Raw genomic sequence first — 12,082 nt, 5'->3', positions numbered from 1 at the left:
AGGGACGTCCACGCCGGCTGGGTATCGCACGCCGAGCCGGTTGCAGAACTCTCAGCTGTACGAGCGATGCGCTGCCGAACTGCGCCGCCAGCTTCGCTGGCGCGCTCAACTCGGCCGACGCCGCAACGGCGACGGTCGCCGCGGCGAGCTCACGCTCGACCATCGCGATAACCCCCCAGTTATCTCATCTTGATTGATGACGCCGTGGAACGGCGAGATGCAGTCTCGCTCCTAACGCGACTCGACCACAAGAGGTTTCAACGTCGACTGAAGCGAGGTCGCGGACATGTGCGAAGTAGGTGTCAGACTGGCCGGGGAGGGCCGACCAGGACGGGACACCCACGAGCCGATCAGTGCCCACTTGGTGCACTGATCAGCGGTCAGCGTGCCTGCCTAGGCCAACCGATCGCAGCAGCACGCCGACTGTCATGTAGACGCGTTCCAGGTCAACGGCCTCGGGAGCGATGCGCCACTGCTGGTGGATTCCCATGACCGCGCCGAGCAGCGTGATGCTCAGCTCGTCGGCGCCGACGCCCTGCGGGAGTTCGGCCTGCTCGAGCCAGGCGCGGATTCGGGCACGCAGCGCCGTGTGCAGGTCGGCGTACCACTTGCGCAGTGGCGAGCCCGGCTCCATGGCCTCGGCGATGAGGGTGACGAAGAGCTTGGCCGACGGGCTGCGGATGAACTCGTGGAGCGCGTGGAGTGCCTGGTCGAGTGTGGCCGGGGCGTTCGGCTCGGTGTGCAGTCCGGCCACCACGTGCTCGACGACCGCGGCCAGCAGTCCTTCTTTGTTGCCGAAGTGCCAGGGGATCGACCCGCGGCTCACCCCGGACCGCGTGGCGATGTCCTCGAACGTGGTCTGCCGGTAGCCGCGCTCGGCGAACAGCTCGGCGGCCGCGGTGATCAGGAGCCTGCGGCTTTCCTGGGTCATCTCGGCGCGCCTGGTGGCTCGTGGAGTCGTCACGAGCGTGGAGTCTACCGATGGGCCGATTGTTGACTGTGTAACACTCTCTATGTTGACCAACATAGGGAGTGGACATGAGATGGGTTACCTACCGGTCCGAGCAGGGTGACCGGGTCGGCGTCGTCGATGGCGACGACATCCATACGCTGGCCAGGGGCGCGGAGTTGGTCGAGCTGATCGGGCGGGGTGCCGAAGGGCTGCGTGCGGCGGGTGAGCAGGCGCTGCGGGCACCGGACGAGGTGGTGCCGCTGGCCGAGGCGACGCTGCGGGCTCCGATCCCGCGACCGCCCACTGTCCGGGACTGTCTGTGCTTCCTCGACCACATGCGCAACTGCCAGGAGGTGATGGGCGCGGGCCGGACGCTGAAGGACGCCTGGTACGAGATCCCCGCGTTCTACTTCGCCTGCCCGTCGACGGTGCTGGGGCCGCACGAGCCGGTACCTATGGCGCCGGGCAGCGTGTGGTGGGACTTCGAGCTCGAGATCGCCGCCGTGATCGGCACCGGCGGCCGGGACCTGACGCCAGACGAGGCAGAGCAGGCGATCGTCGGCTACACGATCTACAACGACTGGTCCGCCCGTGACCTGCAGCTTCGGGAGTCGCCGCTGGCCATCGGACAGGCGAAGGGCAAGGACGGCGCCACCACGCTGGGCCCGTACCTGGTGACGGCGGACGAGCTCGCGCCGTACCGGCGTGACGGCAGGCTCGCGCTGGAGGTCGAGGCCACTGTCAACGGCGAGCGGGTCGGTGGCGGCCGCACCGACGCCATGGACTGGACCTTCGGCGAGGTGATCTCGTACGCCTCCCGAGGCGTCGAGCTGCTGCCGGGTGAGGTGTTCGGGTCCGGCACGGTGCCGGGCTGCTGCCTCATCGAGCACTTCTCGCCCGGCGACCCGGCCGCGTTCCGGGGCTGGCTGAAACCAGGAGACGTCGTCTCTTTGCGGGTGCAAGGCCTGGGAGAGACCCGGCAGACCGTTACCGCAACGCCCGCCCCGCACCCGATCCCCGCGCGGCGCAACCCCGACGCCACGCCGCGACGGCAACGGGTGAACCCGGCGCGATCCGCGGTGCCGTACACGAAGGGCCTGCACGAGATCGGCCCGAACGTGTGGGCCTGGCTCCTGCCAGACGGCGGCTACGGATGGAGCAACGCCGGACTGGTCGCCGGCGCGAACGCCGCGCTGCTCGTCGACACGCTGTTCGACCTGCGCCTCACCGGCGAGATGCTCGCGGCGATGCGCCCGGTCACCGACCGGCACCCGTTGACCCACGCGGTCCTCACCCACGCCAACGGCGACCACACCCACGGCAACCAGCTGCTCGACGACTCCGTGCGCATCATCGCCGCGGCCGACACCGCCAAGCAGATGCACACCGAGATCGCGCCGGACATGCTCGCCGCGGTCCGGATCGCCGACTTCGGGCCGGTGCTCACCCCGTTCCTGCGCGAACGCTTCGGGCCCTTCGACTTCGACGGCATCAAGCTGCGGCTGCCGACCATCACGTTCGACCGCGACCTGACCCTCGACATCGGCGGCAGGGAGGTGCGCGTGCTGAACCTGGGCCCGGCGCACACCAGCGCCGACTCGGTGGTGCACGTCCCCGACGCCGGCGTTCTGTTCGCGGGCGACCTGCTGTTCGTCGGCTGCACCCCGATCGTGTGGGACGGGCCGATCGCCAACTGGATCGCCGCCTGCGACACCATGCTCGCCCTCGACGCACCCACCGTCGTACCCGGCCACGGCCCGGTCACCGACGCCGACGGCATCCGCGCCGTCCGCGCCTACCTCACCCACGTGGTCGAGCAGGCCGACGCCGCCCACGCCAGAGGCCTGACGTTCCAGGAAGCGGCCAAGGCCGTCGACCTGGCCGAGTACGCCGCCTGGCTGGACGCCGAACGGATCGTGGTCAACATCTACCAGCGCTACCGCGAACTCGACCCCGGCAACCCCCCGCTGGCACAGACCGAACTACTGGCCCTCATGGCCGAATGGGACGCCGCACGATGACCAGACTCGACACTTCCGCCTACACCGGACAACCGTGGCGCATCCACCAGTTCACTGCCGACTTCCGCGTCGAGGACACGTGGTCCTTCCGCACCCCCGGCGCGGGACCCGGCGACTTCCCGGTGATGATCGCCGCGATGCGGGCAGCCGGCGGGCTCGCGAAACAGCCCGCGTTGGTGCGATTCCTGTTCTGGGCACGATGGAAACTCGGCGCACTCTTCGGCTGGGACAACCCGTCGGACGGCATCGGCGCACGAGTCGCGTCGCTGCGCGACCACCTGCCCGACGACCTCCGCGACGCCCCACGCGGCCCCGACAGCGACAGCATGCCACTCAAACCGGTCTACGAACTCGACACGGAAGCCGCCCGCGAACTGGCGAACAAGACCGTGCACACGGTGATGCACCTCGGCTGGGCACGACGGCCCGACGGCGACCACGAACTGCGGATGACCGTGCTCGTCAAACCCAACGGCAGGTTCGGGCGCCTCTACCTGGCCGCTATCGCACCGTTCCGGTACCTGATCGTCTACCCCGCACTCACCCGGCGCTGGGAACGCGCCTGGCGTGAACACCACCAGCAGGAGATACGCGGGTGACAGGGACCGGGACAGGACACAGCCCCCCGGTGGGCCGCCATGGTCGCCTGGACGACGGTGCTGTGCTCGCGGAGCACACACACTCCCGGCGTTAGAGACCGCCACCCACAGCACAGTCATTGGCAACTCGACGCCGCGCGGCGTCGATGCCCAGAAGATGCCACCGGAATGGGAGATGGCAAGCCCGAACCGAACCGTGACAGTCTGCGTCATAGCCTCAATGAACGGGCTGTCGTCGGTAGGGGAGGGCAACTGTGCCTGGTCTCACCGAGCCGCACGCGGGGCGGACAGATCCCGCCGACCGGCCGGACGCGAGGATCCGGGTGGCGGTCGTGGACGACCACCCGATCGCCCGGCAGGGGCTGGCCAGGATCCTCGAAGGCGCGGGGAACATCGACCTGGTGGCGTCCTGCGCGGACCCGAATGAACTGGGCCCGGAACCCCCGATCGACGTCCTGCTGCTCGATCTCTATCTCAACGCGCACATGATGGCGCTGGACGTGATCACGAAGATTTCGGCTCGCGTGCCGGTGCTGGTCATTTCGGCGTAACGCATTCCAGTCCTTGACCTGCCGCTGCCCACGCCCGCACCGGAAGATGCGGAGTGGATTGACGCCTACCGTCGATGGGTGAGAGGAACATGAACACCGTTGTCCTGCGCCGCGGCAACATGAGCCCCACCATCGGCCGCAACGAGCTGAAGTTCCGCAAAGCCCCGCTCAAACTCGGCCACGTCCTCCCGGCGCAGCCGGTGACCTGACCGCCATCATCGCGGCTGCGCATCACGGTGTCGGCTCCAGCAGTGGCGCGTGCGTTCCTTCCGCCAGCAGGTTCAGCCGCACGAAGTACCGGCCGAGCGGCGTGAGTTCGACAAGGGTGCCCGCGACAGGGGTCACGGCCCAGCCCGGGTCACCCAGTAGGCCGCCCGAGCCGTCGATCGTTGAGGCGATGCCGGGGTCGATCTCGGCGCCGGTGGGCACGGTAACGGTGACCATGCTGGCTTCGGTCGCGGCGAGCAGGCCGTTACGCACGGCTGCGCCGGTCATCATCGCCAGCACGTCATCGGCCAACGGTCCGTGGTAGTCGGTGACCAACGTGTCGACCAGGTCCTCGACCTCTACCGAGCGGTTCATCCGGTACAGCTCGCCCAGCGCCCTTGGGCCCCACGGCCGGCTGAACTCGCCAAGTCCCGTCCGCGCAGTGTCCTTTGTGGCCAGTTGAGTCGGCCCGCTCACCGCGATGTCGGCGATGTCTTTCCACAGTCGCAGGGTGTGGTCCGGGTCGGTGCCACCGGCCATCGCTTTCTCCAGGGCCGCGAGCGCGGGCCCGGCGACCACCTTGGTCCGGTGCAGCCGCAGAACTTCCACGTCGAGGGCCAGCCACCAGGCGCGGATCAGGCCGAGGTGATCACGGGGATCGCGGACCGAAGCACGTACCGCCATGCCGATGGCCGCGGCCAGTGACCGGGTGTCCGCCGGTGAGGGGAAACCGTGTTTGGTCACCGCGCGCCCGGCCGCGGCCCACCGCCCGCACCCGATCATGGTGCGCAGCAGCGTGGATTCGCGTGCGGCATCGGCAAGCTCGTCGACGGCGGGCAGTGCGATGGGCGGATTGGCCGCAGCGTCCAGGCAACACTCGCAGGTGTCCGGGTCATGCCGACGAAACTGTGCCGGGATCGGCGCACCAGGTGCGATCGCGGCGACTTGGTTGTCCCGGATGACGAACTGGGCTGTCAGCAGTTCGGGTTGCCGGTCGAGCAGGACACCCAGCACGGCGCGCCGCCGTTCGGCCGGTGCTGTGCTGAACGCGGCGGCCCACGTGTCGACTGCGGTGTCGTCCGCGGGATCGACACCGTCGGCGCGCATCGCCATGAAGATTCGTTTGGCCATCCGCCATACCGACTCGTCGGCCATGGCCGCGGGAAACTTCGCCGCCGCCCGGTCCAGTTCTTTGCGTAGAGTGGTGACCCGCATGCTGGCCGGGTGGAAGCGATCGGTGTCGTCCAGGAAGTCGACCAGGATCTTCACCACGCCTGGACCGTGTTCGGTCAACCGGTAGGCATCGGTCAGCCGAGGCGCGGCGGCGTCGATGAGCAGACGATGCGCGTCACCGGTCTTCCACAGCGTCGGATCGGGACTGTTGAGCCAGTCCTGCCGTGCCTGCAGCAGCATCTCCAAGCTGCCGAGGGCGTTCCCATCGGACCGCCAGTCCTCTTCAGCCACATCGTGGTAGTCCTGGTCGGACAACCACTCACGAACGTCTCGGACAATCCTCACCGCGGCCCGGTTGAGCATGCATCGCAAGATAGAGCTCCGCGCACGCGCCGTGCACACTGGGGGTGATCAATGATGTGAGCCTGACGTGGCACAATCCGAACTCTTCGGTGGTGGTCGAAGGCCTGGAGATCTCGATCCGGCCGGTGGCGATTCGCCGTCTTGATGGGTCAGCTGAAGTGATTGGCGTGGTGGGTTGCCCATTCGCGGAAGGTACGTGCGGGCACTCGGGTGATGTCCTCCACGGTGGACGTGATGGGGCCGGGCTGGGTCGCCATGCGGGCGTACCCGTCGAGGACGACGTCGGCGATCGACGCGGGCAACCAGTCGAGCATGTGTTGCCGTGCGGCGTTCGGTGGGATTTCTTCCCAGCGTAACGGGCGACCGATCGCCTCACCGAGGATGCGTACCTGTTCGACCTGTGTCAGGACCTCTGGGCCGGTGAGGACGTACCTGCGTCCCGTGTGCTCGTCCCCGATGAGTGTGTGTGCCGCGACGGACGCGACGTCGAGTTCGTGGAGCAGGGTCATCGCCGCTGTTCCATACGCGCCGCGCACGATGTCACCCGCGCGGATCTGTGGTGCCCAGGAGAGGGTATTGCTGGCGAATCCGTGCGGCCGCAGGAACGTCCATTCCATTCCGGACTGCTCGATCGACCGCTCAACGCCGGCGTGGAGCCGGCCGATCGGATCGACCTGCTCGTCCAGGTCGTCGCGGACGGCTCCGGATGACAGGAAGACGATCCGCCGGGCGTGGCCGGCGAGGACATTCAGCACCGCGGGAGCAGCGTCCGCCGTGGCGAGTGGCCACATCAGGAACACCGCGTCCACACCCCGCACGGCGGTGGCCATGGTGCTCGGTACGAGAAGGTCACCAGGCGTGACGTCGACGCCATCAGGTAGCGTCGCGGAGTCCGGGTCGCGGGTCAACGCCCGGACCTTCGCCCCGGCATCGAGGAGTCGGGTGATCACGTGCCGGCCGATGGCGCCGGTAGCGCCTGTCACGAGAATCATGGGTTGCTCGGTTCCTTTCCGGCACGGCGCTCGACGATGACCAGCGGGATGTCCCGGCTGGCCTTGGCCTGGTAGGTGTCGTAGAGCGGGAAGACCGCTGTAGTCCGTTCCCACAGCAGGCGTTTCTCCTCCGCGGTGGCGGTCCTGGCCCGCGCGGGGAACGTCTCGCCGCGGACCTGGACGGTGACCTCCGGATGAGCGGCGAGGTTGAGGTACCACGCGGGATGGTGCGGCGCGCCCCCGTTCGAGGCCACCAGCAGATAGCGGTCACCGTCCTGCGCGTAGATCAACGCGGTGCGCCGGAGTTTGCCGGACTTGCGGCCACGCGTGGTGAGCAGCAGGGTCGGCCAGCCCTGGTACAGGTGGCCGCTCTCACCGTTCGTTTCAACATAGGTGCGGATGTGCTCGGCCACCCAGTCCGTGGGGCTGTCCGCCACATCGTCCTCTTCGGACACCGCGGTCGGCCGGGGCGCGGAAAGGCTGCGCATCGGGTGATATCGGCGGAACCCGCTGTCGCGGACCCCGGGGAAGTCCCGGACTCGCTGCCACCCGGGCGAAGATCCGACCGTTCCCTGACGGGAGCTTTCCAGGGCGTCGCGGTGCGCCTGTTCGTCGGTCCACTCGGCGTAGTTGAGCACTTTTGTGCCGTCGGTACTCACGTGGAAATGACCTGATATCCCACCAGGATGCGGCTCGGTCTCGCCCTCCAGCGCCTCGAACACGGTGTCCACCCAGCGTCGCTGCCGCTGCTCGTCGGGCCCGTCGAACTCCACCTTGACGACGACAACGCAGCCGGGCGGTGGTGGATTTTCTCGTGTCCGACCACGGTACAGCCGATACTCGACGGGCTCACCACCGGTGAGTCCACTGAGGAACTCGTGGCCGGCCGCGCCGGCCGCCCACTGGGTGTAGGCCAGCATCGTCTCGCCATCGGTGGCGGCGAACGTGCTGAACGAAAGCAGTCCCTCCGGCCACGGCTTCTGCTCCAGCTCGCCGAACACCTCGTCCATCGCGGCCGATGTCTCCACGACCAGGACGGTGTCGGCGTCAGGCCGGGTGGGGTCGGGCAGCGTGTTGTGGATGATGGTCATGTCACTCTTCCTCCAGGCATGGTCGGCGTTTCAGGCGGCGTACGGGCGCTCGGCACGGGCTGCCCTCGCGGCGCGGCCCCACCAGACGAGCTGGTCGAGCAACTTCGTGGCGGCCGCCCCGCACGCCACCGGGTCCGTGGGCTGGCCAGCCGGGTCGAACTGGGATTGAGCGCCGTGAAAACTGACCGTGTCGCGCACCGTCACCGCATGCAGTTCGGCGAACACCTGCCGGAGGTGCTCCACGGCCCGCAACCCGCCGGAAATACCGCCATAGGAGACGAATCCCACCGGCTTGGCCTGCCACTGCGTGAAGTGCCAGTCGATCGCGTTCTTCAAGGACGCGGGATAACTGTGGTTGTACTCCGGCGTCACGACGACGAACGCGTCGGCCGCGGCCAGTCGCGGCCCCACAGCCGCCAGCGCCCGTGCTCCTTCCTGTTCGGGTTCACTGGACAAACGCGCGGGCAGCCGCACCTCCGCCAGATCGATGACGTCGACCGCGACGTCCGCACGCTGCGCGGCGTTCCCGGCGAACCAGGTGGCGACGGTGGGGCCGAACCGGCCCTGCCGAGTGCTGCCCACGATCACCGCGAGCTGGACTGGGCTTCCAGGCATGGCGAGTCCCTTCGAGAGCTGATCATTCGCTGGACACCTGAAGCGTCGAACTTGAACAAGGGTTCAAGTCAAGTAATGTGATCCACATGGCATCGTTACCGGCCGGTACCACCGAGCTCACCATCGGTGAACTCGCCGAGCGCAGCGGAGTCCCCGCCTCAGCCTTGCGCTTCTACGAGCGACAAGGGCTCATCCGCAGCCGACGCACCGCCGGCAACCAGCGCCGCTACCCTCGGGAAACCCTTCGCCACATCGCCTTCATCCGCGCCTCGCATCACCTCGGCATCCCGCTCGCGTTCATCGGCGAGGTCCTCGCCCTGCTCCCCGACGGCGTAGCCCCCACCCGTGAATTCTGGGTCAGAGCGTCCGAATGCTGGAGCGCCGAACTCAACGCTCGGATCGCACGGCTGGAACAGATGCGGGACCGTTTCACCGAGTGCATCGGCTGCGGTTGCCTGTCCTTCGAGCAATGCGCGCTGGTCAACCCGAACGACAAGCTCGGACAGGAAGGCCCAGGCCCGAGGCGGCTGTTCAACTCCTGATCAGCCTGGCCCGCCACGTTGCCCTGTGCCGCGGCGCCGACCCCAAGGCCGCAGAGTTCGTGTGGACCCGCTGAGCGTCGAACTGTCAACTGTCGTCTCGCCGTGGCGAGACCGACGTGGTCCGCGATCTTCTGGACTGGGGTAGCCCAATAACCCATGCTGAGCAATCCATTGAGGATGGTGAAGCCGCATGACACCCGACCGCGCACCCGATGAGGTGACGGTCGACCCACCCGCACCCGCGTTGACCCGGCAGGCCGCTGTCGGCGACCGTGCCGGTGTCCGGGCCGTCCGGACTGTCGGACTACGCCGTCCCGCCGTTGGGAATGCCAGTGGCGTTCCTCGAACGTACGTCTACAGAGGACCGGCAGGACCCGAGACAATCCCTGTTGCGGCAACTCGGGAGCCAAGACCGCCATTCCCGAGTCGCGGCCCACTTCTACGACGTCGAGTCCGGCCGGATGGAACTGGAGGCACGCGGCCACGGGGACAACTACGAACGGTTCGACATCCCCATCGCCCGTGACGGCGGGATCGCCGACCCTGCTGGCCGAAGCCCAGCACCCCGGTCGCCGGTTCGACGTGGTGATCTACGAATCCGCGTCGCCCGTCGCCCGTCGCAGGTTCGAAATGCGGGCAGGATTCGAACCTGCGCTCCCGCCTCCGGAGGGCGGCACCTGCCGTCTTCAGTGAGCACTACCAGTGGCTATGTTTACTGGGGCTTTCTCATAGTCCCCATGATTGCTTGTGTTTGCGGTCGTTGGTGTCATGAACCATGTCATGGCGGTGTCCTATCTCGACATTCACCGAGCCAGTAGAGTTCGATGTGGATGATCGACTGTGGTGTGGTGGCAAAGGGAAGCCTGTGACGGTAAGTGACCGTGTTGTGAGGGTCGTCTGGCAGCGATTTCGTCCGTTGGACCGCTGGAGGAGCGCTGTTTGATCATTTGTGAGCACGCCAGCGGTCACCGGGCACGGCTGGATTCACCCATAAGGGGGACCGTCTCCAGGTGCAGGGTAGGGGTCGAAGTTTTGGCGTTATGTTCGTGCCATGGTGGGACACCTTGACGAGGAACCCGGCATTGTTCAAGTTGCTATGGCGGTGCGGCGCCGGAGGCTCCCACCAGCGGAGTTTGACGCCGCGTTCGCTGATGCCACGGTTTATGTGAGGCGTACGTCTGGTGATCGGCCTGGTGTGATGGTCTCGTCGGTACCTGGGAAAGGGCAGTGGGTGCTGGCGTTCTCGACGCTGGAGCGGTTCGCGGCGTTCGGGCAGGACAAGCCGTGGCTGAGTACCACGGGAAGTGATTTGTTGACGCAACTTCGCCCCGGTATCGGGGTTCTGTTCGACCTTGGTGAGGATCACGGACTTCCGTTGCTTCCTCAGCGTGCTGGGCCGGCGAAGTTCGCTGGTGCGGACTTGCCGGAACCGAACGGCGCTGGACGCGGTCAAAGGTCTGGAGGTGGTCAGGGTGCCTGATGGATTCGATGTCGATCTAACTGCGCTTGATCAAGCAGGCCAGGCCATTTCCCAGACGATGCACGATATGAAGACGTGCGAGGTCGACGATATCGTCGGTGCTACCCACCTGTATGGCCATGACGGTCTGCGCGGCGCGTTCGACCATTTTTGCGATAGGTGGCAGTACGGCGTCGAGGTGCTGCTTGAGGATGGCGGCAAGATCGCCAGAGCGCTCAATGCCTCGATGGATGCGTACATCGAGAACGACAACACTGTTGAGCAGACGTTCCGGGCTACCGGAGCTGGTGATGACCCGGCTCGGGAGGTGGCCGATGGCTGAACGTCGGCGACATCGGTGTCGGTTTGTGGGACGGTGTCACGGGAACAGCGGAGTTCCTCTGGGAACTCAGTCCTCATCACCTCATCGACGACCCGGACCACTACGGGAAGATGTGGGATGGCTTGACCTCGGCTGCGGCGTTCGCGGTGGACAATCCGCTCGAGTTCGGCAAGCAGATGATCAACTGGGATCAGTGGAGCAAGGAGCCCGGACGTGCCTTGGGCAACACGGCATTCGGGTTCATTCCGGTCGCCGGTGTGGTGGCCAAGCTCCGGAAGCTGCGCAAAATGTCCAAGATGGACGCCAAGGCGCCGGATGTCAAGCCGAACCTGCAGGACTACTTTCATGGTGGGGCCAAACCGAAAGCCAGCGATCTGGACAAGTGGGCCCAGGCGCAGGGGTGGACGAAGACGCAGACGCCCAACGGTCCGCCGAAGTACGTAGACGAGAACGGGGTTGTCCGGGTGACGATCAAGCAGGGTAGTCCTCGCGCGCCGGGCAGTGGGCATCCTCATGTTGAGATTCGTGATGAGAACGGTCAGCGTACGGACCCGTTCGGCAATCCTGTGACCCGCAGGGACCCTGGCAACCACACCGAGATCGACTGGGACTGGTGACGTGATGACCGACTACACGACCGTGGCTGATCTGTCCGCGGTGTATCTCGAGGACAGTTATGTTCTTCAGATCGTGGAGGAGCCTGGCACGGTTCGGTTTCGGCTCGAGGCCGTGTTGACCCCTGAGCATCCTGTCTACCGTCCACCGAAGCCAGGTGAGCAGTACTGCTACGCGACGGGTTGGCTGATCTTCTCTGAGGTTGGGAAGATCGAGTGGGCGCGTCGATCTGCTGCGCGTTTCACTGATGCGACAGGCGAAGTCGATCTCGGCAACGTCGACTACATGAAGCGTGAGGCAGAAGGCTGGGCGCTCGGAGGTGACTGGGGCGATGTCGTGATCGCCACCCGGGCAGATCCCCGTTTTCTCCTAGATGATTCGGCCCAAGGCGCCTAGGTGTATGAGGCCATGACGTTGGTGACGCCGGTGCGCAGCCGGGTGGCTGGTGGCTGGTTTCCGGCGGCAGTGTGGGGTCGATGGTAGTTGTAGTGCACATTCCAGACCGTGAGGGCGGTTGTGCGTTGTTGTTCGCTGGTCCAGGTGCGGGCGTAGAGGAATT

General features: G+C 66.6%; 14 protein-coding genes and 1 tRNA gene. 8 read left to right on the top strand and 7 right to left on the bottom strand.

The window, feature by feature from the left end; genetic code table 11:
• Positions 1-373: 373 nt before the first annotated feature.
• Entirely contained in the window at positions 374-964 is a 591-nt protein-coding gene (locus GC106_RS31505; RefSeq protein ID WP_217281235.1) for a TetR/AcrR family transcriptional regulator, read from the bottom strand.
• A 74-nt stretch (positions 965-1,038) separates the two neighbouring features.
• On the opposite strand from GC106_RS31505, the gene GC106_RS48195 reads away from it, so the two are divergent.
• The 3 genes from GC106_RS48195 to GC106_RS31490 all read left to right on the top strand — a co-directional run bounded on the left by GC106_RS48195 (position 1,039) and on the right by GC106_RS31490 (position 4,123).
• Positions 1,039-2,973: a fumarylacetoacetate hydrolase family protein gene (locus GC106_RS48195; protein ID WP_173138198.1), complete on the top strand. Its 1,935-nt coding sequence runs from the start codon at positions 1,039-1,041 to the stop codon at positions 2,971-2,973.
• Positions 2,970-3,572: a DUF2867 domain-containing protein gene (locus GC106_RS31495; protein ID WP_173138189.1), complete on the top strand. Its 603-nt coding sequence runs from the start codon at positions 2,970-2,972 to the stop codon at positions 3,570-3,572. The genes GC106_RS48195 and GC106_RS31495 overlap by 4 nt, the downstream gene beginning before the upstream one ends.
• Before the next feature lie 254 nt (positions 3,573-3,826).
• A complete protein-coding gene (locus tag GC106_RS31490; protein WP_173138187.1) occupies positions 3,827-4,123 on the top strand; it encodes a response regulator transcription factor in 297 nt (98 codons plus the stop codon).
• 231 nt (positions 4,124-4,354) lie between these two features.
• Here the strand turns inward: GC106_RS31490 and GC106_RS31485 are convergent, their stop codons facing one another.
• From GC106_RS31485 to GC106_RS31470, 4 genes are all read right to left on the bottom strand, one after another.
• Entirely contained in the window at positions 4,355-5,866 is a 1,512-nt protein-coding gene (locus tag GC106_RS31485) for a hypothetical protein (RefSeq protein ID WP_173138185.1), read from the bottom strand.
• Between the two features lie 149 nt (positions 5,867-6,015).
• Positions 6,016-6,858, bottom strand: coding sequence for an NAD(P)H-binding protein (locus GC106_RS31480; RefSeq protein ID WP_173138183.1), 843 nt, complete (start codon positions 6,856-6,858; stop codon positions 6,016-6,018).
• The gene (locus GC106_RS49490) at positions 6,855-7,949 is read right to left on the bottom strand and encodes a nitroreductase family deazaflavin-dependent oxidoreductase (protein WP_173138181.1); all 1,095 of its coding nucleotides are present in this window, start codon (positions 7,947-7,949) and stop codon (positions 6,855-6,857) included. Before GC106_RS49490 ends, GC106_RS31480 begins: the two co-directional genes overlap by 4 nt.
• 30 nt (positions 7,950-7,979) lie before the next feature.
• The gene (locus GC106_RS31470) at positions 7,980-8,564 is read right to left on the bottom strand and encodes an NADPH-dependent FMN reductase (RefSeq protein ID WP_173138172.1); all 585 of its coding nucleotides are present in this window, start codon (positions 8,562-8,564) and stop codon (positions 7,980-7,982) included.
• 86 nt (positions 8,565-8,650) lie between these two features.
• Between GC106_RS31470 and soxR the strand changes: the two genes are divergently transcribed.
• Positions 8,651-9,106, top strand: a complete 456-nt coding sequence (soxR, locus tag GC106_RS31465) for a redox-sensitive transcriptional activator SoxR (RefSeq protein WP_173138170.1) — start codon at positions 8,651-8,653, stop codon at positions 9,104-9,106.
• A 628-nt stretch (positions 9,107-9,734) separates the two neighbouring features.
• On the opposite strand, the gene GC106_RS31460 is transcribed toward soxR, so the two are convergent.
• A tRNA-Arg gene (locus tag GC106_RS31460) sits at positions 9,735-9,804 on the bottom strand.
• A gap of 353 nt (positions 9,805-10,157) precedes the next feature.
• On the opposite strand from GC106_RS31460, the gene GC106_RS49995 reads away from it, so the two are divergent.
• From GC106_RS49995 to GC106_RS31445, 4 genes are read left to right on the top strand one after another with little or no spacing between them, the layout of a single operon-like run.
• On the top strand, positions 10,158-10,586 hold the full coding sequence (locus GC106_RS49995; RefSeq protein WP_512698687.1) for an SseB family protein: 429 nt from the start codon (positions 10,158-10,160) through the stop codon (positions 10,584-10,586).
• The gene (locus GC106_RS31455; protein ID WP_173138168.1) at positions 10,579-10,908 is read left to right on the top strand and encodes a hypothetical protein; all 330 of its coding nucleotides are present in this window, start codon (positions 10,579-10,581) and stop codon (positions 10,906-10,908) included. Before GC106_RS49995 ends, GC106_RS31455 begins: the two co-directional genes overlap by 8 nt.
• A 23-nt stretch (positions 10,909-10,931) precedes the next feature.
• Entirely contained in the window at positions 10,932-11,525 is a 594-nt protein-coding gene (locus GC106_RS31450; protein ID WP_173138166.1) for a hypothetical protein, read from the top strand.
• Between the two features lie 4 nt (positions 11,526-11,529).
• The gene (locus GC106_RS31445; RefSeq protein ID WP_173138165.1) at positions 11,530-11,919 is read left to right on the top strand and encodes a hypothetical protein; all 390 of its coding nucleotides are present in this window, start codon (positions 11,530-11,532) and stop codon (positions 11,917-11,919) included.
• Here GC106_RS31445 and GC106_RS31440 read toward each other — a convergent pair.
• On the bottom strand, positions 11,916-12,082 hold a 167-nt coding region (locus GC106_RS31440; RefSeq protein ID WP_173123161.1), incomplete at its 5' end, for an integrase core domain-containing protein. The genes GC106_RS31445 and GC106_RS31440 overlap by 4 nt on opposite strands.

Source organism: Kibdelosporangium persicum, from assembly GCF_013280595.1.
Classification (GTDB): Bacteria; Actinomycetota; Actinomycetes; order Mycobacteriales; family Pseudonocardiaceae; genus Kibdelosporangium; species Kibdelosporangium persicum.
Note: the sequence above shows the minus strand (reverse complement) of the source record. Positions and strands in the feature narration are given on the sequence as shown.

Excerpts from the sequence above, each read along its gene's own strand:
- GC106_RS31445 (WP_173138165.1), top strand. The coding sequence starts at position 11,530 with ATGACCGACTACACGACCGTGGCTGATCTGTCCGCGGTGTATCTCGAG.
- GC106_RS49490 (WP_173138181.1), bottom strand. The coding sequence starts at position 7,949 with ATGACCATCATCCACAACACGCTGCCCGACCCCACCCGGCCTGACGCC.
- GC106_RS31495 (WP_173138189.1), top strand. The coding sequence starts at position 2,970 with ATGACCAGACTCGACACTTCCGCCTACACCGGACAACCGTGGCGCATC.
- GC106_RS31485 (WP_173138185.1), bottom strand. The coding sequence starts at position 5,866 with ATGCTCAACCGGGCCGCGGTGAGGATTGTCCGAGACGTTCGTGAGTGG.
- soxR (WP_173138170.1), top strand. The coding sequence starts at position 8,651 with ATGGCATCGTTACCGGCCGGTACCACCGAGCTCACCATCGGTGAACTC.
- GC106_RS49995 (WP_512698687.1), top strand. The coding sequence starts at position 10,158 with ATGGTGGGACACCTTGACGAGGAACCCGGCATTGTTCAAGTTGCTATG.
- GC106_RS31480 (WP_173138183.1), bottom strand. The coding sequence starts at position 6,858 with ATGATTCTCGTGACAGGCGCTACCGGCGCCATCGGCCGGCACGTGATC.
- GC106_RS31470 (WP_173138172.1), bottom strand. The coding sequence starts at position 8,564 with ATGCCTGGAAGCCCAGTCCAGCTCGCGGTGATCGTGGGCAGCACTCGG.
- GC106_RS48195 (WP_173138198.1), top strand. The coding sequence starts at position 1,039 with ATGAGATGGGTTACCTACCGGTCCGAGCAGGGTGACCGGGTCGGCGTC.